The 23,267-nt window shown below is 74.4% G+C and carries 20 protein-coding genes and 1 pseudogene; 14 read left to right on the top strand and 7 right to left on the bottom strand.

From position 1 onward, the window contains the following. The first annotated feature begins 66 nt into the window (after positions 1 to 66). A complete protein-coding gene (locus tag ACZ6O2_RS20810) occupies positions 67 to 765 on the top strand; it encodes a lysophospholipid acyltransferase family protein (protein WP_466023957.1) in 699 nt (232 codons plus the stop codon). A gap of 4 nt (positions 766 to 769) precedes the next feature. Here the strand turns inward: ACZ6O2_RS20810 and ACZ6O2_RS20805 are convergent, their stop codons facing one another. Both ACZ6O2_RS20805 and ACZ6O2_RS20800 read right to left on the bottom strand, forming a co-directional pair. Then, positions 770 to 2,242, bottom strand: a complete 1,473-nt coding sequence (locus ACZ6O2_RS20805) for a cryptochrome/photolyase family protein (RefSeq protein WP_466023956.1) — start codon at positions 2,240 to 2,242, stop codon at positions 770 to 772. 51 nt (positions 2,243 to 2,293) lie between these two features. Further along, the gene (locus ACZ6O2_RS20800) at positions 2,294 to 3,436 is read right to left on the bottom strand and encodes a hypothetical protein (protein ID WP_466023970.1); all 1,143 of its coding nucleotides are present in this window, start codon (positions 3,434 to 3,436) and stop codon (positions 2,294 to 2,296) included. 678 nt (positions 3,437 to 4,114) lie between these two features. On the opposite strand from ACZ6O2_RS20800, the gene ACZ6O2_RS20795 reads away from it, so the two are divergent. The 8 genes from ACZ6O2_RS20795 to ACZ6O2_RS20760 all read left to right on the top strand — a co-directional run bounded on the left by ACZ6O2_RS20795 (position 4,115) and on the right by ACZ6O2_RS20760 (position 13,733). Further along, positions 4,115 to 6,100, top strand: a complete 1,986-nt coding sequence (locus tag ACZ6O2_RS20795) for a TIGR03960 family B12-binding radical SAM protein (RefSeq protein WP_466023955.1) — start codon at positions 4,115 to 4,117, stop codon at positions 6,098 to 6,100. Between the two features lie 192 nt (positions 6,101 to 6,292). Then, complete coding sequence (locus ACZ6O2_RS20790; RefSeq protein ID WP_350710910.1) at positions 6,293 to 7,012, top strand: TIGR03936 family radical SAM-associated protein; 720 nt, start codon at positions 6,293 to 6,295, stop codon at positions 7,010 to 7,012. 131 nt (positions 7,013 to 7,143) lie between these two features. Continuing rightward, positions 7,144 to 10,263 carry an Rne/Rng family ribonuclease gene (locus ACZ6O2_RS20785; protein WP_466023954.1) on the top strand — a complete coding sequence of 1,040 codons (3,120 nt, stop codon included), beginning with the start codon at positions 7,144 to 7,146 and terminating at the stop codon, positions 10,261 to 10,263. Positions 10,264 to 10,379: 116 nt separating this feature from the next. Further along, entirely contained in the window at positions 10,380 to 10,895 is a 516-nt protein-coding gene (locus tag ACZ6O2_RS20780) for a hypothetical protein (protein WP_466023953.1), read from the top strand. A 165-nt stretch (positions 10,896 to 11,060) separates the two neighbouring features. Further along, entirely contained in the window at positions 11,061 to 11,375 is a 315-nt protein-coding gene (rplU, locus tag ACZ6O2_RS20775) for a 50S ribosomal protein L21 (RefSeq protein ID WP_088982529.1), read from the top strand. A gap of 11 nt (positions 11,376 to 11,386) precedes the next feature. Further along, positions 11,387 to 11,641: a 50S ribosomal protein L27 gene (gene rpmA / locus ACZ6O2_RS20770; protein ID WP_013288010.1), complete on the top strand. Its 255-nt coding sequence runs from the start codon at positions 11,387 to 11,389 to the stop codon at positions 11,639 to 11,641. 93 nt (positions 11,642 to 11,734) lie between these two features. After that, a complete protein-coding gene (gene obgE, locus ACZ6O2_RS20765; protein ID WP_350710862.1) occupies positions 11,735 to 13,213 on the top strand; it encodes a GTPase ObgE in 1,479 nt (492 codons plus the stop codon). Between the two features lie 70 nt (positions 13,214 to 13,283). Further along, positions 13,284 to 13,733, top strand: a complete 450-nt coding sequence (locus ACZ6O2_RS20760; protein WP_350710860.1) for a GNAT family N-acetyltransferase — start codon at positions 13,284 to 13,286, stop codon at positions 13,731 to 13,733. Between the two features lie 97 nt (positions 13,734 to 13,830). Here ACZ6O2_RS20760 and ACZ6O2_RS20755 read toward each other — a convergent pair. Then, positions 13,831 to 14,208 (bottom strand): annotated as a pseudogene (locus ACZ6O2_RS20755) (DUF6766 family protein); the annotation flags it as partial. 35 nt (positions 14,209 to 14,243) lie between these two features. Continuing rightward, entirely contained in the window at positions 14,244 to 14,723 is a 480-nt protein-coding gene (locus ACZ6O2_RS20750) for a DUF4383 domain-containing protein (protein WP_350710856.1), read from the bottom strand. 257 nt (positions 14,724 to 14,980) lie between these two features. Between ACZ6O2_RS20750 and ACZ6O2_RS20745 the strand changes: the two genes are divergently transcribed. From ACZ6O2_RS20745 to ACZ6O2_RS20735, 3 genes are read left to right on the top strand one after another with little or no spacing between them, the layout of a single operon-like run. Next, positions 14,981 to 15,757, top strand: coding sequence for a hypothetical protein (locus ACZ6O2_RS20745; protein WP_466023952.1), 777 nt, complete (start codon positions 14,981 to 14,983; stop codon positions 15,755 to 15,757). Positions 15,758 to 15,788: 31 nt separating this feature from the next. Then, positions 15,789 to 16,241 carry a phage holin family protein gene (locus ACZ6O2_RS20740; protein ID WP_466023951.1) on the top strand — a complete coding sequence of 151 codons (453 nt, stop codon included), beginning with the start codon at positions 15,789 to 15,791 and terminating at the stop codon, positions 16,239 to 16,241. Next, a complete protein-coding gene (locus ACZ6O2_RS20735) occupies positions 16,238 to 16,921 on the top strand; it encodes a DUF3618 domain-containing protein (RefSeq protein WP_466023950.1) in 684 nt (227 codons plus the stop codon). Before ACZ6O2_RS20740 ends, ACZ6O2_RS20735 begins: the two co-directional genes overlap by 4 nt. Positions 16,922 to 17,159: 238 nt before the next feature. On the opposite strand, the gene ACZ6O2_RS20730 is transcribed toward ACZ6O2_RS20735, so the two are convergent. Continuing rightward, the gene (locus ACZ6O2_RS20730) at positions 17,160 to 18,218 is read right to left on the bottom strand and encodes a glycosyltransferase family 2 protein (protein ID WP_466023949.1); all 1,059 of its coding nucleotides are present in this window, start codon (positions 18,216 to 18,218) and stop codon (positions 17,160 to 17,162) included. A gap of 162 nt (positions 18,219 to 18,380) precedes the next feature. After that, positions 18,381 to 19,628 carry a cytochrome P450 gene (locus ACZ6O2_RS20725; RefSeq protein WP_466023948.1) on the bottom strand — a complete coding sequence of 416 codons (1,248 nt, stop codon included), beginning with the start codon at positions 19,626 to 19,628 and terminating at the stop codon, positions 18,381 to 18,383. 286 nt (positions 19,629 to 19,914) lie between these two features. Here ACZ6O2_RS20725 and ACZ6O2_RS20720 point away from each other — a divergent pair, with 286 nt between their 5' ends. Next, positions 19,915 to 20,307, top strand: a complete 393-nt coding sequence (locus tag ACZ6O2_RS20720) for a hypothetical protein (protein WP_466023947.1) — start codon at positions 19,915 to 19,917, stop codon at positions 20,305 to 20,307. Between the two features lie 93 nt (positions 20,308 to 20,400). On the opposite strand, the gene ACZ6O2_RS20715 is transcribed toward ACZ6O2_RS20720, so the two are convergent. After that, on the bottom strand, positions 20,401 to 20,619 hold the full coding sequence (locus ACZ6O2_RS20715; RefSeq protein WP_088992395.1) for a DUF397 domain-containing protein: 219 nt from the start codon (positions 20,617 to 20,619) through the stop codon (positions 20,401 to 20,403). 68 nt (positions 20,620 to 20,687) lie between these two features. Here ACZ6O2_RS20715 and pepN point away from each other — a divergent pair, with 68 nt between their 5' ends. Continuing rightward, positions 20,688 to 23,201, top strand: coding sequence for an aminopeptidase N (gene pepN / locus ACZ6O2_RS20710; protein WP_350710842.1), 2,514 nt, complete (start codon positions 20,688 to 20,690; stop codon positions 23,199 to 23,201). Positions 23,202 to 23,267: the final 66 nt, after the last annotated feature.

The following is a 23,267-nucleotide window of genomic DNA, read 5'->3' as shown; positions in this document are numbered from 1 at the left end:
CGGGGCCACGTGGACCCGTCCGCTACCGTGACACCGCCTGCCCGCACACGATCCGCCGGAGGACCAGTGCCCCTGCTCTACACCATCGGCAAGCTCACCGTGGCGCCCGCGCTCCGGTTGGCCTTCCGTCCGACCGTGGAGGGGTTGGAGCACATCCCGGAGACCGGTGGTGCGATCTTCGCGGGCAACCACCTCTCCGTCGCCGACGAACTCTTCCTCGGCACGGTCGTGCCCCGGCACCTGGCGTTCTGGGCCAAGTCGGAGTACTTCAAGGGCACCGGCCCGAAGGGCGCCTTCTCCAAGTTCGTGCTCACCGGCCTGGGGGCCATCCCGGTCGAGCGGGCCGGCGGCCGGGCGGCGCTGGCCGCGTTCGACGCCGCCATCCCGGTGCTCAAGGCCGGCGACCTGGTCGCCGTCTATCCCGAGGGGACCCGCTCGCCGGACGGCCGGCTCTACCGGGGGCGCACCGGCGCGGCCCGGCTGGCGGTGGCGGCCGGCGTGCCGGTCATCCCGGTCGGCATGATCGGCACCGACAAGGCGCAGCCCATCGGCACCCGGGTGCCCCGTCCCGGCCGCGCCAAGATCACCGTACGGTTCGGCAAGCCGCTGGACTTCACCGGCCGGCCGGACGACCGCACGTCGCTGCGGGAGATCACCGACGAGATCATGACCGAGATCCAGAAGCTCACCGGGCAGGAGTACGTGCCCCGCTACGCCCCGCCCCGCGCGCAGCCGCCGCTCGCCGGCGAGCAGGGCGCCGGCTGAGCTGTCACGGTGCGGCGTCGCCGCGCCGCTTCTCCTGGCGGACGACGTCGTCCACGTCGCCGAGCCGGCCGAGCTGGGCGATGGCGCGGGCCATCCGCGCGTTGGGCGGGATCCGGTCGCGGTTGCGGGCCAGGAAGGCCCAGTAGCCGGCGGTGTACGGGCACGCGTGCTCGCCGACCCGCTTCTTCGGGTCGTACCGGCAGCCGCCGCAGTAGTCGCTCATCCGGTTGACGAACGCGCCGCCGGAGACGTACGGCTTCGTGCTCATCCGGCCGAGGTCGGCGTACTGGCTCATGCCGACGACGTTGACCGTCATCACCCAGACGTAGCCGTCGACGAAGCTGCGGTGGAAGAAGTCCACCATCTCGGCCGGACGCCAGCCGCGCTGCAACCCGTAGTTGCCGAGCACCATCAGCCGCGGGATGTGGCGCACCCAGCCGTGGTCGCGCAGGTCGGCCAGGACGTCCGACAGGCAGTGCGCCTGCACCGCGTCGGCGTCGAGGTCGCGGAACCAGTCCGGCACCGACCGGCGGGCCGTCAGCTCGTTGCTGGCCTGGTAGCCGGGGCCGAAGTACCAGTACAGGTTCCAGACGAAGTCCCGCCAGCCGATCAGTTGCCGGACGAAGCCCTCGACGCTGGCCAGGGGCGCGCCGTCCCGGCGGTACGCCTGCTCGGCGCCGCGGACCGCCTCCATCGGGTCGAGCAGGCCGAGGTTGAACGAGGACGACAGCAGGCTGTGCGCCAGCCACGGGTCGCCGGCCAGCATCGCGTCCTCGTACGGGCCGAACTGGGCCAGCCGGTGCCGGAGGAAGTGCCGCAGCCGCGCCTTCGCCTCCTTCGTGGTGGCCGGGAACCGGCGCGGGCCGTCCCGCCCCACGAACCGGATGCCCTCCCGCTCCCAGCGGTCCAGGTCGGCCCGGACCTCGGCGTCGATGTCGTCCTCCTTCGGCATCGGCGGGGCGGGCAGGTCCAGGCGTTCGGCCCCCTTCGGCGGCGGCCGGCGGTTCTCGACGTCCAGGCTCCACCGGCCGCCGACCGGCTCGTCGGAGTCGACCAGCACCCGGTGGTGCTCGCGGGCGAACCGGTAGAACGCCTCCATCCGCAGCGCGCCCCGCTTCGCGTCCGCCCACCGGGCGAAGTCGTCCAGGGCGGTCACGAAGCCGCGCGGCGGCAGCACGGTGACCCCGTCCAGGCCGCGGACGAACTCCAGGGCGGCGCGCGAGGTCGGGTGGCACACGTCCAGCGGCTCGCGTACCTTCCGCAGCCCCTCCCGGTAGGTCTCGGTGCGCAGGAAGATCGCCTGGTCGCCCAGCTCCGCCGCCCGGTGACGCAGGGCGGAGAGAACCAGGTGCGCCTTCTGCCGGTGGAACGCGCGGCGCCGGAAGACCGCCTTCGACTCGATCAGCAGCACCGGCTGGCGGCGGTCGTCGAGGAAGTGCGGCCCCAGCTGATCGGCGAAGAGCCAACGCCGCGGCATGCCCGGATTGTCCCCCGGGAGCCAGCTTCGGCGAGGGAAGAAAGGCCCGGTTCAGCCCTGTTTGGCGGTAACGATTTGGTCCCGCAGGGTGCCGAGCAGGGTGGCGCTGTCGTCGACGGAGAGCCGGGTGAAGACCGCGGTGGCGATGCTGCCGTGGTCGACGGAGGTGCAGACCACCACGTCGCCGCCGTCGACGCGGCCCACCGCGCAGCGCGCGTGCCGGCCACGTACGCCGGTGTCGACCTCCTGCGCCTCGCCGAGGGAGTACTGCTCGGTGAGCCGGGTGATCTCGTCCTGCGCGTCCGACTCGGGGGTGAACCGGAAACCGGTGCCGCCGAAGACCGTCACCCGCTTGCCGCCGGGCGTGCCGTAGACGCCGGCGAAGGTGTCCTCGGCCAGCCAGTGCGCCTTGCGTACCTCCGCCTCCAGTTGCCTGGCGGTCTCCTTGCTGCGGCTGTCGTCGCGCAGCCGCAGGTCGGCCACCTCGGCGGGCAGGGCGGCGCTGGCCGGGTACTGCGTGACCATCGGCGTCCCGTAGTAGGCCGGGCAGCCGCAGCAGCAGGCCAGGGTGAGCAGCAGCACCCACGGCCAGCGGCGACGCTTGCGGACGGCGACCGGGACGTACCCCTTGGGGGCCTGGAAGCCGGGCGGCGGCCCGGCCGGCGGCGTCTTCGCCCGCCGCTGCCTCGGCGGCGTGGGCGGCGGGGGCGGGGCAGGCGCCGGCCGCACCGGGACGGGCGCCCGGGAGGCCGGCGGCGGGGCCGGGTAGGCGACCGGCGGCGGCGACACCGGGTAGGCGACCGGCGGCGGGGCGGAACGCGGCGGGGGCGGCGGCGCGGGGGAGCGGACGGGCGGTGCCGGCGGCACGGGGTGTGACCGGGCCGGTGGCGCGGCCGGGTACGGCAGCGTGGGTGGCAGCGGCGGCAGCTCGGCCGGCGGCAGGTCCCACCCGCCGGTGTCCGCGCCGGCCCACGGGTCCACCGGGGTGCGGTGCTCGGGCGGCTCCGTCGGGCTCGGCGGCACCGGCGTGGGCTCGGCCGACTCGCCCCAGGCCCGCTTGCGCGGCGGCGGGGGAGGGACGGGCGCGGAGCCGCTCCACCGGGGTGCGGGGGGCTGCTCGTCGGCGGGGAGCATGCGGGTGCCCTGCGGTCCGGCCGCCGGGCGGTCGGCCGGCGGTTCGTCGGCGGGGAGCATCCGGGTGCCCTGCGGCCCGGCCGCCGGGCGGTCCGTCGCGGGCCGGTCGGCGGGGAGCGGGCGGGTGCCCTGCGGTCCGGCGGCGTCGGTGCCCTCCGCTCCGGCGGTGTCGGACCCCTCCGGCCCGGCGGTGTCGGACCCCTCCCCTCCGGCGGTGTCGGACACCTTCGGCCCGCTGGCGAGGGCGCCGTCCGGGGCGGTGGCCGCGTCCTGCCGGGCGTCGGCGGTGCCCTGCGGAGCGTCGGCGTCCGGCGGAGCGGTGGCGGTGGCCGGCGGGGCGGTCACGTCGGCGTCGGCGCGGTCGGTCGCGGTCGCCTCCGACCCCTCGACGGGCAACTCACGGGTGCCCTCCGGGCCCGCGGGGCCGGCGGGGGCGGCGGGGGCGGCGGCTGCGGGGGAGGACGTGTGCTCCTCGGTGACCGCCGGATCCCGGCCCTGGTCCGGGCCCGGGATGCTCCCGTCGGCCGGCCGGTCCGGTCCCGGCTGCGGCTGCGGCATCGCGGCAATCTCCTCTCGCGCCGGTCCGAGGTTAGTACCGACTCGCCAGCGCGGCGATCCCGGCCACCGCTCGGGCGGCAGGGGCCGGGCCGACGTCCGGTCGGAAGCTGTGGCGACCGACCGGCCCGCGCGGCGGCGTCCGCGCGGTCGCCGCCGACGGGGCGCGTACCCTTGGGCATCATGAGCGTCCCGTCCACCACGCCGCGTCCCGTCGCGGCCAATTCCGTCTGGCCCCGGCTGGAGCCGCTGCTGCCCCAGGTGACCAAGCCCATCCAGTACGTCGGTGGCGAGCTGGGTGCGGTGGTCAAGGACTGGGACACCACAGCCGTGCGCTGGGCGCTGATGTATCCCGACGCCTACGAGGTCGGCCTGCCCAACCAGGGCGTGCAGATCCTCTACGAGGTGCTCAACGAGCTGCCCGACGTGCTCGCCGAGCGGACGTACGCGGTCTGGCCGGACCTGGAGAAGCTGATGCGCGCCCACGGCGTGCCGCAGTTCACGGTCGACGCGCACCGCTCGGTGCGCGACTTCGACGTGTTCGGCATCTCCTTCTCCACCGAGCTGGGCTACACCAACCTGCTCAGCGCGATCGACCTGGCCGGCATCCCCATGCTCGCCGCCGACCGCACCGACGCCGACCCGGTGATCGTGGCCGGCGGTCACGCCGCCTTCAACCCGGAGCCCATCGCCGACTTCGTCGACGCCGCGGTGCTCGGCGACGGCGAGGAGGCCGTCCTGGAGATCACCGCGATCGTCCGGGAGTGGAAGGCGGAGGGCTCCCCGGGCGGGCGCGACGAACTGCTGCTGCGCCTGGCCCGCACCGAGAGCGTCTACGTGCCGCGCTTCTACGACGTGGACTACCTGCCCGACGGCCGGATCCAGCGGGTCGTGCCGAACCGGGCGGACGTGCCGTTCCGGGTGCACAAGCGCACGACCATGGACCTGGACGCCTGGCCGTACCCGAAGAAGCCCCTGGTGCCGCTCGCCGAGACGGTGCACGAGCGGTACGCGGTGGAGATCTTCCGGGGCTGCACCCGGGGCTGCCGGTTCTGCCAGGCCGGCATGATCACCCGGCCGGTGCGCGAGCGCTCCATCACCACCGTGGGGCAGATGGTGCAGCAGGGGCTGGAGTTCTCCGGCTTCCACGAGGTGGGCCTGCTGTCGCTGTCGTCCGCCGACCACTCCGAGATCGGCGACATGTGCTCGGGCCTCGCCCAGCAGTACGAGGGCACCAACGTCTCGCTCTCGCTGCCGTCGACCAGGGTCGACGCGTTCAACATCGACCTCGCGCAGGAGCTGTCCCGCAACGGGCGGCGCACCGGCCTGACCTTCGCGCCGGAGGGCGGGTCGGAGCGGATCCGCAAGGTCATCAACAAGATGGTGTCGAAGGAAGACCTGATCCGCACCGTCGTCACCGCGTACACGAACGGCTGGCGGCAGGTGAAGCTCTACTTCATGTGCGGTCTGCCCACGGAGACCGACGAGGACGTCCTCGAGATCGCGGACATGGCGCACGAGGTGATCAGGGCGGGTCGGGCGGCCACCGGGTCCAAGGACATCCGCTGCACCGTCTCCATCGGCGGTTTCGTGCCGAAGCCGCACACCCCGTTCCAGTGGGCGTCCATGGAGCGGCCGGAGGTCATCGACGGCCGGCTCAAGCTGCTCAAGCAGGCGATCAACTCGGACCGCTCGCTGGGCCGGGCGATCGGCTTCCGCTACCACGACGGCGAGCCCTCGTTGATCGAGGGCCTGCTCAGCCGGGGCGACCGCCGGGTCGGCGCGGTGATCCGCAAGGTCTGGGAGAACGGCGGCCGGTTCGACGGCTGGAGCGAGCACTTCTCCTACCAGCGCTGGGTGGAGGCCGCGGCCGAGGTGCTGCCGCAGTTCGGGGTCGACCTCGACTGGTACACCACCCGCGAGCGCGACGAGCTGGAGGTCCTGCCCTGGGACCACCTGGACTCGGGCCTGGACAAGGACTGGCTCTGGCAGGACTGGCAGGATTCGCTCAGCGAGTACGAGCAGGACGACTGCCGGTGGACCCCGTGTTTCGACTGCGGCGTCTGTCCCGCCATGGACACCGAGATCCAGATCGGCCCGACCGGGAAGAAACTCCTCCCGCTCACCCCGATCAACGGCCTGAAGCTCCCCACCGGCGCCCAGCAGTAGCCCGCCGCGGGCGGGTGGCGCCCTCGCGCCGCCCGCCGCGCACCGGGTCGATCATGCGGCTGTCGTCAGCGGCACGCGCGTTGTCGCGCGGGTGCCTTCACGACCAGCCGGTCTCTGACACCGAGGAGCACGACGATCAGTAGGAAACCACAGCCAGAGGGCGGCCAGGCCCCGGTCGTCCAGCGCGTCCGGATCCGGTACGCCAAGCGCGGTCCGCTGCGCTTCACGTCGCACCGGGACTTCGCCCGGGCGTTCGAGCGGGCGTTGCGCCGGGCCGGCGTGCCGATCGCCTTCTCCCAGGGCTTCACCCCGCACCCCAAGATCTCGTACGCCAGCGCGGCCCCCACCGGCGTAGCGAGCGAGGCCGAATATCTGGAGATCGGCCTTCGTGAGCCGGTCGACCCGCAGGAGCTGCGCGCCGCCCTGGATGCCGCGCTCTCGCCGGGGCTCGACGTGCTCGACGCCGTCGTGGCCGGCGGCGGGAGTCTTGCCGACCGGATCGAGGCGTCGCACTGGCGGATCGAGCTGCCCGAGGTCGACCCCGCCGTCCTGGAACGGGCGGTTTCCGCCTTCACGGCCGCGGACGAGGTGCTCGTCGAGCGGATGACCAAACAGGGCCGGCGCACCTTCGACGCCCGATCAGCGGTGATTCACATCGATGTCGCGGCGTCGACGGAGACGCCTTCCGGGGTCCCGGCCGTACCGTGTGCGATACTCGAACTGGTCGTGCGGCAGGTCACCCCCGCCGTGCGGCCCGATGACGTCCTTTCCGGCCTCCGCGTGGTGGCCGACCTGGAGCCGCCGGTCTCCCCGAGGGTGATCCGGCTGGCACAGGGCACGTTGACCGCGCAGGGTGCGATCGCGGATCCGTTGGACGCGGACCGCGACGGGGCAACCATCGGTGAACGCTGACCGACGGTCGGCGTTCAGGCAGGCAGACTTCGGCGGTCGCGCATCCTGCGTGCCCGGCGGAAACACTTTTGCGGCAACCCTGCGTGGCAGCGCTCACCCGCGCCCGGGGCAGCCAGAACTGGAGAACGTCCATGCTCGAGAACGAGCCCGAGGGCGGCGAACGGACCGGTTCACAGCCGGCCGACGAGACCGCTGACAACAGCACCACCGAGAACGCCACCGGCCCGAGCGGCGCCACCGAGGCGGGGAGCACCGCCGGGGCGGAGAACGCCGCCGTCGGCACGGCGGACGCCGGAGCCACCGAGGCGGGACAGGCCCCGGTCGCGCCCGCCCGACGCCGTACCACTCGGCGGCGCGCCGCGCCCCTGAACCAGCCCGAGCAGACCGACGCGCCGGTGCAGGCGTCGACCGAGGCCGTGCCGGGCAGCGCCGAGGCGCCGCAGGCCGAGGTGCTCGCCCCGGTCACCGGCGACCTCGACGCCGCCCCGAAGGCGCCGCGCCGCCGCCGCAAGGCCACCACCGCCAAGGCCACCGGGGAGCCCGCGGCGCAGGCCGAGGAGCCCACGGCGCAGGCCGAGGAGCCCGCGGCGCAGGCCGCCGGAGAGCCGTCGGCCGCGGTGGAGGAGGCCCCCGCCGAGGCGGCGAAGCCGGTCAAGGCCACCCGTGCCCGCCGGAAGAAGGCCGCCCCCGCAGCGGCCGAGCCGGCCGCGGAGACCCCGGCCGGCACCGCCGAGCCGGCCGCCGGTGACGAGGCCGCCCAGGCCGCGCCCGGCGAGGCCGAGCAGCCCGGCCGGGCCGAGCCGCAGGCCGGCACCGAGTTCGGCGCCGCCGCGCCGCCCGCCACGGCCGGCGGCGCGGAGACCCGCGCCGGCGAGGTGCCGCCGGGCGCCGCGCCCGCAGCGGAACCGACCGCCCAGGAGGAGGCCGCCGCCGAGCCGGAGCCGCGTACCCGCCGCCGGCGGGCCGCGCTCTCCGCGCCCACCGTGCTCTTCATGGCCCCGCAGCCGGAGGAGATGCCGCCGGCCCGGGTCGTCACGCCCGCCCCCGCCGCCGTGGAGCCCGCCGCAGAGGAGGAGCCGGCCGAGCCGACCCGCCGCCGCCGGCGCGGCCGCCGCGACGTCGAGCTGGCCGAGGCCGTCGAGGCCGAGGAGGAGCCGACCGAGGAGGCCGAGGAGGCCGCCGAGGACGAGGAAGAGGACGAGGACGACACCGCCGCCCGCCGTCGCCGCCGCCGGGGCCGCCGGGGCCGGGGCCGGGGCAAGGGCGGCGCGGAGGACATCGAGGACGAGGAGGCCGAGGAGGCCGCGCAGGCCGAGGCGGAAGAGGCCGAAGGCGAGGAGGACGAGGAGGCCGAGGGCGGCGACGCGCTGACCCGCCGTCGCCGGCGGCGCCGTCGCCGGGGCGCCGGCGACGTCGAGGCGGGTGCCGACGACGGCGTGCCGACGGTCGTCAAGATCCGCGAGCCGCGCAAGACCGTCGACGAGGTGCAGGGCGTCTCCGGCTCGACCCGCCTGGAGGCCAAGCGCCAGCGCCGCCGCGACGGCCGCGAGCAGCGCCGGACCCGGCCGCCGATCCTCAGCGAGTCGGAGTTCCTGGCCCGCCGGGAGGCCGTCGACCGGGTGATGGCGGTACGCCAGCGCGGCGACCGGACCCAGATCGCCGTCCTCGAGGACGGGGTGCTGGTCGAGCACTACGTCACCCGCAACTCCTCCGGCACCATGGCCGGCAACGTCTACCTCGGCAAGGTGCAGAACGTCCTGCCCAGCATGGAGGCGGCCTTCGTCGACATCGGGCGCGGCCGCAACGCCGTGCTGTACGCCGGCGAGGTGAACTGGGACACCACCGGCCTGGAGGGTCGGGCCCGCTCGATCGAGCAGGCGCTGCGGTCCGGCGACTCGGTGCTCGTGCAGGTCACCAAGGACCCGATCGGCCACAAGGGTGCGCGGCTGACCAGCCACATCGCGCTCTCCGGCCGGCACCTGGTCTACGTGCCCAACGGCAACGCCTCCGGCATCAGCCGGAAGCTGCCCGACACCGAGCGCAAGCGGCTGCGGGACGTGCTGAAGAAGCTGGTGCCGGACGGCGCGGGCGTGATCGTCCGGACCGCCGCCGAGGGCGCCAGCGAGGACGAGCTGGCCCGCGACGTCAAGCGGTTGCAGGCGCAGTGGGAGGACATCCAGGCCAAGGCGGCCGAGGGCGGCGCCCCGGTGCTGCTCTACGAGGAGCCCGACCTGGTCATCCGGGTCGTCCGGGACCTGTTCAACGAGGACTTCCGCGAGCTGGTGATCGAGGGCGACGAGTCGTACGACGTGGTCGAGTCGTACCTGTCGCACGTCTCGCCGGACCTGGTCGCCCGGCTGCGCCGGCACGTCGGCACCACGGACGTCTTCGCCACGTACCGGATCGACGAGCAGATCCTCAAGGGCCTGGACCGGAAGGTCTTCCTCCCGTCCGGCGGCCACCTGGTGATCGACCGCACCGAGGCGATGACCGTGGTCGACGTCAACACCGGCAAGTACACCGGCGCGGGCGGCAACCTGGAGGAGACGGTCACCCGGAACAACCTCGAGGCCGCCGAGGAGATCGTCCGCCAGCTCCGGCTGCGCGACATCGGCGGCATCGTGGTGATCGACTTCATCGACATGGTGCTGGAGTCGAACCGCGAGCTGGTGCTGCGCCGGCTGACCGAGTGCCTGGGGCGGGACCGCACCAAGCACCAGGTCACCGAGATCACCTCGCTCGGCCTGGTGCAGATGACCCGCAAGCGGATCGGCGCGGGCCTGCTGGAGGCGTTCAGCGAGACGTGCGAGTGCTGCAAGGGCCGGGGCCTGATCATCCACACCGAGCCGGTGCCGGAGAAGCCGCGTTCCGGCGGCGGCGCGGGGGAGAAGGTGAAGGCGGTCGCCTCGGCGGTCGCCGCCCCGGCGGCCGAGCAGGGCGGCGGGGCGTCCCGGAAGCGGGCCCGCAAGAGCGCGCCGGCCGAGCGGACCGTGGCCGAGGTCACCGAGCCCGACACCGCGACCAGCCCGGACGCCGACTACCACGACACCATGGGCTACGACCTGTCCCGCTACGAGACGGACACCCCCGCCGCGCCGGAGATCGCCGACAGCCAGACGGGCGAGTCCGCCCGGCTGGCCGCCCCGGACGACCCGGACGCGCTGGCCGACACCGACGGCGACGAGCCGGAGGGCGGCTCCGGCCGGCGCCGGTCCCGGCGCAGCGGCGCGCGGCGGCGCACCCGGCCGTGACCGGCTGAGCAGCCCGGCGTTTGGCAGGGCCCCTTTCCCGGCAATGTCCCGGGGAGGGGGCCTTGTCGTATGGTCGATCCCCGGCCACGATCGGCCAACCGGTCAGGAGAAGAACTATGCGCCGTCTGCTCGCCGTCGCCACGGTCACCGCTGTCCTGCTCACCGGCGCCGGGTGCGCGGCCGAGCGGCCGGAGCCGGCCGCCTCGGGCGCCGCGTCGAGCGGGCCCACCGGCGGTCCGGGCGGCGGGGCGACGGGCACCGGGCCGGGTGGCGGGCCGGGGGCCGGCAGCGGGGCGGCGGGCGGCAACGCCCCCGAGGTGTGCGCCGCCGCGCAGGCGGCCGGGGACACCGCCGTGCGGACGTACGTCGAGGAACTCGGCAAGATGGTCGCGGCGGTCGGGGCGAACGACGGCACCGCGGCCGAAACCGCCCGCAAGCGCATCTCCGAGGCGCTGACCGACTGGCGGGCCGCCCTGCGGCGGGAGTCGGGCCGGGCCGAGGACGCCCAGCTCAAGACGCTGCTCGCGGACATGGCGGCCGAGGTCGGCACGCTGGGCACCGACGTCGACGCGATCGACGAGACCGAGCTGGACCGGCTCCGGCAGCGGCTCGACCAGCTCTGCGCCCGCTGACCTGCGGGGCCGGTTTGGGCGTCGGCCCTCCCATGGCGTACGCTTGCCTGCGGCGCACTTTGGTGTGCCGAGTTCCCGCGCGCCCGCGCCGCCGTGCCTCTGCTACCCGGCGAGCCGCCGTGGGAACACCCGCCAGCAGCCTCAACGACAGGGAGTCCGCCTCCGATGTACGCGATCGTCAAGACCGGCGGCAAGCAGTACAAGGTCGCCGAGGGCGACGTGATCGAGGTCGAGAAGCTCGCCGGTGCGCCCGGCGACGCGGTGAAGCTCACCGCGGTGCTCCTCGTCGACGGTGACGACCTGGTGACCGACGCGGCGAAGCTTGCCGAGGTCGCGGTGTCCGGCGAGATCGCCGCGCACACCAAGGGCCCGAAGATCCGGATCCACAAGTTCAAGAACAAGACCGGCTACCACAAGCGCCAGGGTCACCGTCAGCCGCTGACCCAGGTCAAGGTGACCGGCATCTCCAGCGGGAAGTAGGTCGTCCTCAGATGGCTCACAAAAAGGGTGCGTCCAGCTCGCGCAACGGTCGTGACTCCGCGGCCCAGCGGCTCGGCGTGAAGCGCTTCGGTGGTCAGGTCGTCAGCGCGGGTGAGATCCTCATCCGTCAGCGCGGCACCAAGTTCCACCCCGGTGACCTGGTCGGCCGTGGCGGAGACGACACGCTCTTCGCGCTGGCCGCCGGTTCGGTCCAGTTCGGCACCAAGCGCGGTCGCAAGACCGTCAGCATCGTGCCGCAGCAGTAGTTTCTCCGGCGCAGCGGGCCGCGGACCTCGTGTCCCGGCCCGCTTCGCCTTTTCTCGTGCGGGGAGTCGACCTCGCTGGAAGGATTGACGCCCGTGGCGACGTTCGTTGACCGGGTCGTCCTGCACCTGCAGGCCGGCGATGGCGGGCACGGTTGTGTCTCGATCCACCGGGAGAAGTTCAAGCCCTTCGGCGGCCCCGACGGCGGCAACGGCGGGCACGGCGGCAGCGTGTCCCTCGTGGTCGACCCGCAGGTGACGACGCTGCTCGACTTCCACTTCCGCCCGCACGTCAAGGCCGAGAACGGCCGGGGCGGCGCCGGGTCGAACCGGGACGGCGCGAACGGCCACAACCTCGTGCTGAAGGTGCCGAACGGCACCGTCGTGCAGGCCCTCGACGGCACCGTGCTGGCCGACATGGTCGGCGCCGGCACGACCTTCGAGGTGGCCCGGGGCGGGCGCGGCGGCCGGGGCAACGCGTCGCTGGCCAACGCCCGGCGCAAGGCCCCCGGCTTCGCCGAGCTGGGCGAGCCCGGCGAGCAGCTCGACGTGGTGCTGGAACTCAAGAGCGTCGCCGACGTCGGCCTGGTGGGCTTCCCGTCGGCCGGCAAGTCGTCGCTGATCTCGGTGATCTCCGCCGCCAAGCCGAAGATCGCCGACTACCCGTTCACCACCCTGGTGCCCAACCTGGGCGTGGTCCGGGTGGACAACCACACCTTCACGGTCGCCGACGTGCCGGGCCTGATCCCGGGGGCGGCCACCGGCAAGGGCCTCGGCCTGGAATTCCTCCGGCACATCGAGCGCTGCTCGGTGCTGGTGCACGTCATCGACACCGCCACCCTGGAGCCCGGCCGGGACCCGGTGGCCGACATCGACACCATCGAGGCCGAGCTGACCGAGTACGGCGGCCTGGCCGACCGGCCCCGGCTGGTGGCGCTGAACAAGGTCGACGTGCCGGACGGCCGGGACCTGGCCGAGATCGTCCGCCCCGACCTGGAGGAGCGCGGCTTCCGGGTGTTCGAGGTCTCGGCGGCCACCCGGGAGGGTCTGAAGGAGCTGACGTACGCCATGGCGGAGCTGGTGGAGCAGGCGCGCAGCGCCGCGCCGCCGGCCGAGCCGACCCGGATCGTGATCCGGCCGAGGGCGGTCGACGACGCCGGCTTCACGATCGAGGCCGCGCCGGACGGCGGCTGGCTCGTGCGCGGCGTCCGTCCCGAGCGGTGGGTGCGGCAGACGAACTTCGACAACGACGAGGCGGTGGGCTACCTGGCCGACCGGCTGGCGCGCCTGGGCGTCGAGGAGAAGCTCGGGAAGGCCGGCGCGGAGCCGGGCGACCTCGTCCGGATCGGCGACCGCGAGTTCGACTGGCAGCCGACCCTCTACGCCGGCGCCGACTTCGTCCCGGGCAACCGGGGCACGGACGTCCGGCTGGAGGAGAAGTCGACCCGCGCCTCCGCGGCGGAGCGGCTGGCGGCCCGCAAGGCCCGCCGGCAGCGCCCGGCCGACGAGGTCGAGGCCGGCCCGTCGGACGAGGTCGGCCCGTACGACGGGGTCGGGGAGGGCGACGCCGAATAGCTCGTCGCGCTCCGTGAGCGGGTCGACTGCCGGAAACCTGCCCGAAATCCGCGCCGCCTAGCGTGGCCTGATGCTGATCGAGTCCCGCCCCGCCACGGATCCGGAGATCGACGCCCTGGTCACCGCCCAGCAGCGCGAGCTGCGTGAGGCGGACGGCGGGTTGGACGGCCAGGCGACCGTGACCCACGACGACATCCGCTACCTCGTGGTGGTGGCCGACGGGCGGGCGATCGCCTGCGGCGGGATCCAGGCGCTCGACGACGGCACCGGCGAGCTGAAGCGGATGTACGTCCGCCCGGCGTACCGGGGGCGGGGCATCGCCCGGCAGTTGCTGGCCGCGCTGGAGGAGTTGGCCTTCCGGCAGGGGCACGCGGTGGTCTGCCTGGAGACCGGCACGTACCTGCCGGCCGCGATCGGGCTCTACACCTCGTGCGGGTACGAGCCGATCCCGGTGTACGGCGAGTACGTGAGCAACCCGTACAGCGTCTGCTTCGCCAAGCGGCTGCGCGTGCCGGCCTGACGGCGCCCGCGCCCGGCGCCGGCCGGCCGGTCAGTCGCCGGTGTGCGAGTGCGCGGCGGTGACCGGCTTCGACTCCGGCGACGCGTGCTGACGAGAGGCTGTTCCGGTAGACCACCAGCGGCAGGCCGCTGACGCGCACCGGCCAGGGTGAGTCGGGGGTGGCGCGTCGCTCGTCGTCCTCGGGGCGGTCGGTCTGCCCGACGGGCTTCGACTCGGCCGAGCCCCGCTGCACCAGGTACGCGGTGAGCAGGACGTAGCCGCCCATCTGGAGGAACTCGGACTCCCAGTTCTCGAAGACGGCCTCGGCGAAGTGCCCGCTGCGCAGGTACGCCGGCCAGGCCACGGGCGCCGCGCCGAGATCGGTCAACTCCTCGTTGCGGGCGTGCCAGCCGAACACGCTCTGCAACGCGAGGAAGACGAGGAAGGCACCGAACATCGAGATCGTCAGCGCGTGGTCCCGTAGCCGGCGGAGCATGACGACCTCCATGTCGCGATCCCGGGCCTCCGCGGTCAGGGGCGGTCGAAGGGCCTGTCCAGACGGCCGCCGGTGCCGACCTGGTTGGACAGCAGCAGCCCGAGGGCGAGCATGCCGAAGCCGAGGGCCAGGTGCAGCCAGTTGTCGGCGTCGTTGACCGGGATGAAGTTCAACACGGTCTCCCGGTCGATCGCGAAGCCGTACAGCCACAGGCCGAGGTAGAGCGCGCCGCCGCCGGCGAGGAAGACCCGGGCCCCGGCGACGGTGCGGGCCAGCACCAGCCCGGCCAGCCCGAAGCCCAGGTGCAGCGCGTTGTGCAGGATCGACACCTGGAACAGGCCGAGCAGCCGGGCCTCGGAGTGGTGACCGGCGAACGTCATGTCGCCGTAGTCGGTGGTGACGCCGGGGATGAACCCGAGCACCCCGACCAGGGTGAAGATCCCGGCCGCGGCCACCGCGGCGAACTGCACCGCGGGCTTCGGTCCCGATGGGGCGCCGCGTGCGTTCCGTGCCATCGATGTCACCTCCGTGGACCCGCGGAACGCCCTGCCCGCGGCGCGGGTCGCGGCGACCGACCGTCACTGTCCGTGATGGCATCGGCGTCCGGCCCGACGATCCTCCATTTTGTAGTCCTCGCGGGACGGGCCGCAGGAGAAGTCACGAACGAGGTATGGAAGCGGCGACGGAGGGTAGGTCAGAGGCGGCGACGGCAGCAACGGCGGTCGCATCCCCCCAGCACAACCGCGACGACTTTCCGAGCGGAAGGGACATCATGACTTACGATCTGTCACCCACGACTTCCACGTACGGGCAGGAGTCGACCAACGGCGGCGGTGTCCGCGAGCAGGCCCGCCAGGTCGGGTCGGAGGCGAAGCATGCCGGCGGCGCCGTCGCCGGGACGGCCAAGGAACAGGGCAGGGAGGTCGTCGGCGAGGCGACCCGCCAGGCGCGCAACCTCTACGGCGAGGCCCGCAGCCAGGTGGCCAGCCAGGCCGGTGAGCAGCAGCGGCGCGCCGCCGGTGGGCTCCGCTCGCTGGCCGACGAGATGCGCTCGATGGCCGAGCAGGGTGGTCAGGCGGGGCCGGTGAGCGAGATCGCCCGCCAGGCCGCCGACCGGGTGCACGGCGTGGCCGGCTGGCTGGAGCAGCGGGAGCCCGGCGACATCATCGCCGAGGTGCGGGACTACGCCCGCCGCAACCCGGGCACCTTCCTCGTCGGTGCCGCCGTGCTGGGCGTGCTCGCCGGCCGGCTGACCAGGAACATCTCCGCCGCCGGCGACGGCCAGGGCGGCAACGGCCACTCCGCGTACGGCTCGGGTGCCGGCTACGACCCGGACCGGACGGCGGTCATCCCGACGACGCCGGCCGCGCGTGCGGTGCCGGACGCCGTGCCGCCGGGTGGCTACCTGGAGCCGGCCCCGGGCGCGTACGCCGATCCGCAGACCACCACCGGCTACGCCGACCCGGCGGGTGGCGTCGGTCAGCCGCTGCCGCCGGTGACCCGGACCGACCCGCTGCCGGGCGTGCCGTCGAGCGGGACCCGTCCGTGAGCCCACGAGTCATCCGAAGGGAGGCGGCGGCATGAGCGTGCCGACGCAGGGTGCGGGGCTGAACTCCGGTCACCACCCCCACGACGCGGACGAGATCCGGGGCAGCTCGATCGGTGAGCTGATGCGTCAGGTCACCACCGACCTGTCCACCCTGATGCGGCAGGAGGTCGAACTCGCCAAGGCCGAGATCCGCCAGGAGGGCAGGAAGGCGGGCAAGGCCGCCGGCTTCTTCGGCGGCGCCGGCTTCGGCGGCTACATGGTGGCCCTGTTCCTGTCGCTGGCCCTCTGGGCCGGGCTGTCCAACGTGATGGACGCCGGCTGGGCGGCGCTGATCGTGGCCGTCATCTGGGGCGCGATCGCCGCGGTCCTCTACTCCATGGCCAGGAAGAACGCCGAGCGGATCCGCGGCCTCAAGCAGACCAACGAGAGCGTGCAGCGGATTCCCGACGCGCTCAAGCCCCACCCGCAGGAGGTCACCCGATGAGCACCGACCCGGACCAGATCCGCCGGGAGATCGAAGCCACGCGGAGCAACCTGAGCTCCGACGTGGACGCGCTGGCGTACAAGGTCAGCCCCGCCCGCATCGTCGACGACCGCAAGCAGCGGGCCCGCAACGCACTGCAGAATGTGAGGGACAAGGTGATGGGAACCGCTTCCGACCTGGGTCACAGCACCAGGCACGGCGCCCACTCGGTGGGCGACCACGCCTCGTCGGCGGCGTCCGGCGTCAGCGACAGAGCGCACTCGGCCGCTTCGACGGTCAGCGACGCCGCGCACTCGGCCGCCTCGACGGTCAGCGACGCCGCGCACCGGGCCCCGCACGCGATCCGGCAGAAGTCCGAGGGCAACCCGCTGGCCGCCGGCCTGATCGCCTTCGGCGTCGGCTGGCTCGCCTCCTCGCTCATCCCGGCCACCCGCCGCGAGCAGCAGGTGGCGACGCAGGTCAAGGAGAAGGCAGGCGGGCACGCCGGGGTGGTGAAGGAGAAGCTGGGCGAGGTCGCCAGCGAGCTGAAGGAGGAACTGCGGGAGCCGGCGCAGCACGCCACCGAGTCGGTGAAGTCCACCGCGCAGGAGGCCGTGCACGCCGTCAAGGACGACACCCGCTCCGCCGCGCAGGACGTGAAGGACCAGGCGCAGCAGTCACGCGAACAGGTGCGGTACTGACCGACCCGGCCACCGCACGCCGCAGCTCGCGGCCACTCCCGGGAACGTTCCGGAGAGTGGCCGCGAGCTGTCGCGTGCGTCCCGCCCCCGCGCCGCCCTCCGCCCTCCCGGCCGCCGCGATCTTGCAGTTTGCGCCCACCATCTGCGGCTTTGTGGCCGGATTATCCGGGCATGAAGCGCAAGATCGCGTGGGTGTGAGCGTGGGCGTCCGGGTGGCGCGGGAGAGGCGTGGGGCGGGTCAGCGGAGGCGGCGGCGGAGGGTGCGGTCGAAGTGGGCGGCGCGCCGGACCCGGCCGCCGGCGTAGCGGACCCCGCCGAAGAGGAGCCGCCGGCCGAGGGCGAGCCAGCTGCACGCGCCGCGTTCCAGCACCCAGAGCGGCGCCGCCAGGGCGGCGGTCGGCGGGAAGACCGCGCTGCCGCCGGCCCGGCGCCGGCCCGCCTCGGCTAGCACCACGGTGGTCCCGGCCGCGCCGAGCAGCAGCCCCGGTCGCCGGGCCGCGACCGCCGCGGCCAGCGCCGGCAGGACCGCGAGCGAGGCCACCAGGCGGGCCGGCTGGGCCAGGTCGTCGTACGCCTGGCGCACCCGCTGGCGCAGGAAGTGGGCGGTGTCGGGCGGCAGCCGGCGTACGTGCAGCCAGGCGGGTGCCGCCTCGGTGCCCCCGTACGCGCGCACGGTGCGGATCAGCTCCAGGTTCTCGAAGAGCACGTCCGGGTCGTAGCCGCCCATGGCGAGGAAGGTGCTCCGGCGCACCGCCAGGGTGCCGGGGTAGTCCACGCCGAGCGCCCGGTTGAGCAGGGTCCGCCCGGTGTCCCACCACGCGTGCCAGGGCAGCGGGTCGAAGTAGTTCTGCGGCCGGACCAGGTCCACCCGGTCGAGCAGCCGGTGCACGGCGCGCAACCCCGCCTCGTCGTACCGGACGTCGTCGTCGGCGATCACCACGTGCTCGTGCCGGGCCGCGGCGACGCCGGTGAGCACGCCGGTCACCTTCCCGTTGACGCCCCGTACGGCAGGATCGGGTGGCAGGTGCCGGACCCGCTCCCGCCAGGCCACCCGGTGCCGGGCGAACAGCTCCGGCGGCGACCCGTCCACCACGGTCACGTCGACCCGCGAGCTGAGCCAGCGCAGGTAGCCGGTCAGCGCGGGGAGCCCGGCGTCGTCGGTCCAGCGCAGCGGCAGGACGTACGCGACCGGCAGCCCGCGGTCGTCGACGGTCGCGGCGTCCGGTGCGAGGTGGGCGTACGTCTCGTCGTGGACCTGGGCCACGTGCCGGCCGTACTCGCTGGCGTCGAAGGACAACGGGTCTCCCGGTGACGGTGGGTGCCCGCAGCAGGTGCCCGCATGTCGGCCGGTCAAACCGGTTCGCCGATCCGTCGGGCGGTCACGGGCGGCGAGCCGGGAGCGGGCGGCCCGTCCCCGGGCACCGGTCGCCGACCGACCAGACCGGCCGGGGTGGTGCGCTCAGGCGGTGCGGCGGACGTTCGTGATCACGAAGCCGCTGGGCGGCAGCGCCGGCATCCGGCTCAGGCTCAGCGCCAGGTCCTGCGGGGGCACGTCGTAGCGCATGGCGGTGGTCAGGTTCGTCACCGCCCGCCTCATCAGCTCGATGGTGATCCACTCACCGGCGCAGCGGTGGCCGGACAGATGGTTCCCGCCGCCCTGGGGGACGAAGCGGAACGGGTCGTCCCGCCAGCCGGTGAAGCGCTCCGGGCGGAACCGCTCCGGCTCGGGCCAGAGCTCCGGGTGGTGGTCGGTGCCGTACAGGTCGAGCAGCACCCGCCGGCCGCGCGGGAAGTGGTAACCCTGCCAGTCGAAGGAGCGACGGACCCGGGCGGCGGCCACCGGGAAGAAGGGGTAGAAGCGGCGTACCTCCTGCACGAAGCTCTCGGTGGCCTCCTCGCTCTCGCGGGTCCGCTGCCGCCAGGACGGGTGGTCGTGCAGCGCGAGCGCGGCGAACACGACGAACCGGTCGACGGCGACGGTGGGGCGCAGCACGTTGAGCAGTTCGACGGCGGCGATCCGGCGCGGGAGCAGCCGCCCGCGGGCGTCGCGGTGCTCGGCGATCACCCGCAGCGCGCTGCCCTCGGGCGCCGGGAGCGTGCCGACGCGCTCGCGGTCGATGACGCCGCCGATCCAGCGTTCGCCCCGGCGGCGGCCCAGCAGGCCGCGCCAGTGCCGGGGGCCGAGCGCCGCCGGCCCCTCGATCATCGCGTGCAGGTCGGCGGTGCGCCGGTCGACCTCGGAGGCCGCCAGCGGCACGCCCGCCCAGGCGCAGACCGCGCGCGTCAGCATCCGGCCGACCTCGTCGTACAGCACGACGGGCCCGCCCGCCTCCCAGGCCGGGACGCGGGCCCGCCACTCGTCGTCGAAGAGCTGGCCGAGGTGCCGGACCGCGGTCGGCGTCATGATCGACATGATCATGGCCTTGCGGTCGCGGTGGTCGGCGCCGTCCAGGCCCTGCACGCCGCCCCGGCCGGTCAGGGTGCGCTGCGCCCGCATCGGGGTCGCACCCGCGCGGACGAACCGCTCGGTGTCGTAGAACAGCTCGGCCGCCGGGCGGCCGCGCAGGCAGATGGTGCGCTCCAGCAGCAGCCGGGCCTGGAAGATGTCGCCGCCGTGGCGGTCGCAGCGGCGGCCGACGAAGCGGTAGCCGTCGCGCAGGAACGCCACCGAGCTCTCCGGGCTGCGCTCCGTCGGGATGGTCGCCATCGGGCCTCCTGCAGCGGGCGGCGGCCGTTGCCGGCCGGCCGGTCTCGTCGATGCCTCTGCGTCTACCCAGGCCGGCCGGGCGCAATCCCGCGGCAGGCGGAACGTGAGGGGAGGGGGCCAGCGCACGGCGCGCCCGCTGGCCCCTCCCAGGGGAGCGGAAAGCTGGTTGGCTCGGGGGAGCGGTCCGGTCGGGCCGCCGACGGCGTGCCGACGGCAGGCAGCCGGGCCGGAACCCGGGCGGGTCACCTGGGGGAGGGCCGCGTCCACGATCGCCACGGGAGGACCCATGCGGGACAACAGGCCGCCGTACTGGCGGCAGCGGCAGGCGCTGGGGGCGCTCGGCGCGGCACGGGACGCGGCCGGCGCCCCGTTGATCGCGCCGCCTCGCCGCCCGGCCCGGCCGGGCCGGTTCTTCACCGTGCACCTCGGCTTCACCGCGCCCGACCTGGAATCGGCCCGGGAGGTCGCCGTCGGATACGCGGAGGCGCTGAGCCTGCTGCGACCCGAGCTGGCCCTGGGTGCGTCGGCGCTGTCGCCGGCCGAGGCGTGGCAGAACGCCGAGCGGCTGTTCTGCGGCGCGTCCGGGCCGGACGGCGAGCGCTGCGTCGACGTGGCCGGCCACCCCGGCTTCCACCACGCCCCCGGCCCCGGCGGACTGGGCTGGGGCGACGGCGACTAGGGCCGCGCGGCCCACGGGATGCCCGGCCCGCCCGCGGGGGCGGGCCGGGGGCCGACGGCGGTGTCGCCGACCGACCCGACCGGCGTCCTCGGCTCAGTCCAGGTCGAACTCGCCGTCCTGGGCACCGGCGACGAAGGCGTCCCACTCGGCCTGGGTGAAGACGAGCACGGGGCCGTCCGGCTCGGCGGAGTTGCGCATGCCGATCAGGTCGTCGACGAAGGCCACCTCGACGGCGCTCTCGGAGGTGTCGCCTTCGGCCCGCTGCCAGACCGCCCGGGAGAGGTCGAAGTCGCCCTTGGGGTGCGAAGCCATGGTTCAGTCCTCCAGTGCCACGGGGTCATGGGAAACACGTGCGGATCCCCATCGGGCAGGATAAGCGGATGCCGAGCCTGACCCGTGTAGAGGCGACCGCGCGTGGCGCGGCGATCACCGTCGAGTCCTACCAGGTGGACCTCGACCTGACCGGCGACGGCGAGCGGTTCCGCTCGACCGCCACCATCCGGTTCCGGGCCGCCGCCGGGGCGCAGACCTTCGTCGACGTCAAGCCCGCGAAGCTGCTGACGGTACGCCTCAACGACCGGGACCTCGACCCGGCCGCGCTGGCCGACGGCCGGTTCCCGCTGGCCGACCTGGCGGCGGAGAACACGCTCACCGTCACCGCCGAGATGGCGTACTCGAACACCGGCGAGGGGATGCACCGCTTCGTCGACCCGGCCGACGGCGAGACGTACTTGTATGCGATGTCCTTCCTGGACGAGGCGCCGCGCATCTTCGCCGCCTTCGACCAGCCGGACCTGAAGGCCCCGGTGACGCTCTCGGTCACCGCCCCGGCGGAGTGGACGGTCGCCGCCAACGGGGCGCTCGCCGCGAACCCCCGGCCGGGGCGCTGGGAGTTCGCCCCCACCGCCCCGCTGGCCACGTACTTCTTCTCGGTGGTCGCCGGCCCCTGGCACGTCCGCCGCGACTCCCACGACGGCATCCCCCTCGGCGTGTACTGCCGCCGTTCCCTCGCCGCCCACCTGGACGCCGACCTCGACGAGATCCTCACCGTCACGAAGCAGTGCCTCGACCGCTTCCACCAACTCTTCGCCGATCGCTACCCGTTCGGCAAGTACGACCAGGCGTTCGTGCCCGAGTTCAACGCCGGCGCGATGGAGAACCCCGGCCTGGTCACCTTCCGGGACGACTACGTGTTCCGCTCGGCGGTCACCGACAGCCAGCGCGAGGTGCGCGCCACCACCATCGCGCACGAGATGGCGCACATGTGGTTCGGCGACCTCGTCACCATGCGCTGGTGGGACGACCTCTGGCTGAACGAGTCCTTCGCCGAGTACCTGGGCACCCGGGTGACCGCCGAGGCGACCCGCTTCGACCGGGCCTGGACGACCTTCGCGATCCGCCGCAAGTCCTGGGGCTACACCGCCGACCAGCGGCCGTCGACCCACCCCGTCGCCCCGGCCGAGGTTGCCGACGCCGCCGAGGCCCTGCTCAACTTCGACGGCATCTCGTACGCCAAGGGGGCCAGCGTGCTGCGGCAGCTCGTCGCCTGGCTGGGCGACGAGGTGTTCCTCGCCGGGCTGAACGCGCACTTCGCGAAGCACCGGTTCGGCAACGCCACGCTGACCGACCTGCTGGCCGCCCTCGGCGACGCCGGCGGGCGGGACCTGGGCGCCTGGGCCGACCGGTGGCTGCGCAGCGCGCAGGTCAACACGCTGCGCATCGAGACCTCGGTCGACGCCGACGGGCGCTGGCGGGACGCGGCGATCGTGCAGACCGCCCCCGCGTCGCACCCGGTGCTGCGCCCGCACCGCGTCGGCGTGGGCCGGTACGCCGACGGCACGGCGAGCCGCTTCGAGGTCGACCTGGACCCGGACGCCGACGGCGGGCGGACCACGCTCACCCCGCTGCTCGGCGAGGCGGCCACCGGGCTGCTGCTGCCGAACGACGGCGACCTGACCTTCGCCAAGATCCGCCTCGACCCGGCTTCGGCCGACGCGGTGCCCATGGTGCTGCCGGGGCTCGCCGACCCGCTGGCCCGGGCCCTGCTCTGGGGCGAGGCGCTCGACGCGGCCACCGACGGGGAGCGCCCGGTCACCTCGCTGGTCGCCCTGGTCGCCGCGGCGCTGCCCGCCGAGACGGAGGTGACGATCGCCGAGGAGGTGCTCACCCTGAGCCGCCGGCTGATCGACCGCTACCTGGACCCGCTCGCCCGGGACGCCGCCCTGCTCCGGGTCGCCGGGGCGTGCGCGGCGCTGCTCGCCGGGGCGCCGGCCGGGGGCTCGTTGCAGCTCGCCGCCGCCCGGGGCCTGATCGCCGCCACCACCGACACCAGGCTGCTCGCCGGGTGGCTGGCCGGTGACGGCGTGCCGGAGGGCCTGGCCGTCGACGCCGACCTGCGCTGGGCGCTGCTGCTGCGTCTGGTGGTGCTGGGCGCGGCCGGCGAGGCGGAGATCGCCGCCGAGGCGGCCGCGGACCGTAGCGCCACCGGGGCGGAGCGGGCCGCCTGCTGCCGGGCGGCGCTGCCGGACGGGGAGGCCAAGCGGGTCGCCTGGGAGATCGTGGTGCGCAACACCGAGCTGTCCAACCGCCTCGTGGAGGCGACCGCCGAGGGTTTCTGGCAGCCGGAGCAGGCCGAGCTGACCGCACCGTACGTCGAGCGGTACTTCGCCGACATGCCGGCGGCGGCTAAGCTGCGTACCCCCTGGGTGGCCGACGATGTCACCGTGCGGGCCTTCCCCCGGTACGCCGTGGCGCAGCCCACCCGGGAATTGGCCGCGGCCCTGCTGGCCCGGGACGACCTCACGCCCGGCCTGCGGCGCTGGGTCACCGACCTGGACGACGACCTGCGCCGGGCGCTGGTGGCCCGGACGGCGACGGCCGCCGCGTCGGCCTGAGCGGACCGTAGGCGGGGACGGCCGGCGGCCCCGGGTCGCCGTCGGCCGTGCCCGGCCTACGATCAT

Source organism: Micromonospora sp. NPDC048040, from assembly GCF_055587185.1.
The sequence above is the reverse complement of the archived record's forward strand: the minus strand, read 5'-3'. Positions and strand labels throughout refer to the sequence as shown.

Coding starts and splice junctions, on each gene's coding strand:
- ACZ6O2_RS20780 (WP_466023953.1), top strand. CDS start 10,380: ATGCGCCGTCTGCTCGCCGTCGCCACGGTCACCGCTGTCCTGCTCACC.
- ACZ6O2_RS20805 (WP_466023956.1), bottom strand. CDS start 2,242: ATGCCGCGGCGTTGGCTCTTCGCCGATCAGCTGGGGCCGCACTTCCTC.
- rpmA (WP_013288010.1), top strand. CDS start 11,387: ATGGCTCACAAAAAGGGTGCGTCCAGCTCGCGCAACGGTCGTGACTCC.
- ACZ6O2_RS20785 (WP_466023954.1), top strand. CDS start 7,144: ATGCTCGAGAACGAGCCCGAGGGCGGCGAACGGACCGGTTCACAGCCG.
- ACZ6O2_RS20725 (WP_466023948.1), bottom strand. CDS start 19,628: ATGGCGACCATCCCGACGGAGCGCAGCCCGGAGAGCTCGGTGGCGTTC.
- ACZ6O2_RS20745 (WP_466023952.1), top strand. CDS start 14,981: ATGACTTACGATCTGTCACCCACGACTTCCACGTACGGGCAGGAGTCG.
- ACZ6O2_RS20715 (WP_088992395.1), bottom strand. CDS start 20,619: ATGGCTTCGCACCCCAAGGGCGACTTCGACCTCTCCCGGGCGGTCTGG.
- ACZ6O2_RS20720 (WP_466023947.1), top strand. CDS start 19,915: ATGCGGGACAACAGGCCGCCGTACTGGCGGCAGCGGCAGGCGCTGGGG.
- ACZ6O2_RS20795 (WP_466023955.1), top strand. CDS start 4,115: ATGAGCGTCCCGTCCACCACGCCGCGTCCCGTCGCGGCCAATTCCGTC.
- ACZ6O2_RS20735 (WP_466023950.1), top strand. CDS start 16,238: ATGAGCACCGACCCGGACCAGATCCGCCGGGAGATCGAAGCCACGCGG.
- ACZ6O2_RS20760 (WP_350710860.1), top strand. CDS start 13,284: ATGCTGATCGAGTCCCGCCCCGCCACGGATCCGGAGATCGACGCCCTG.
- rplU (WP_088982529.1), top strand. CDS start 11,061: ATGTACGCGATCGTCAAGACCGGCGGCAAGCAGTACAAGGTCGCCGAG.
- ACZ6O2_RS20800 (WP_466023970.1), bottom strand. CDS start 3,436: ATGCTCCCCGCCGACGAACCGCCGGCCGACCGCCCGGCGGCCGGACCG.
- ACZ6O2_RS20740 (WP_466023951.1), top strand. CDS start 15,789: ATGAGCGTGCCGACGCAGGGTGCGGGGCTGAACTCCGGTCACCACCCC.
- pepN (WP_350710842.1), top strand. CDS start 20,688: ATGCCGAGCCTGACCCGTGTAGAGGCGACCGCGCGTGGCGCGGCGATC.
- ACZ6O2_RS20750 (WP_350710856.1), bottom strand. CDS start 14,723: ATGGCACGGAACGCACGCGGCGCCCCATCGGGACCGAAGCCCGCGGTG.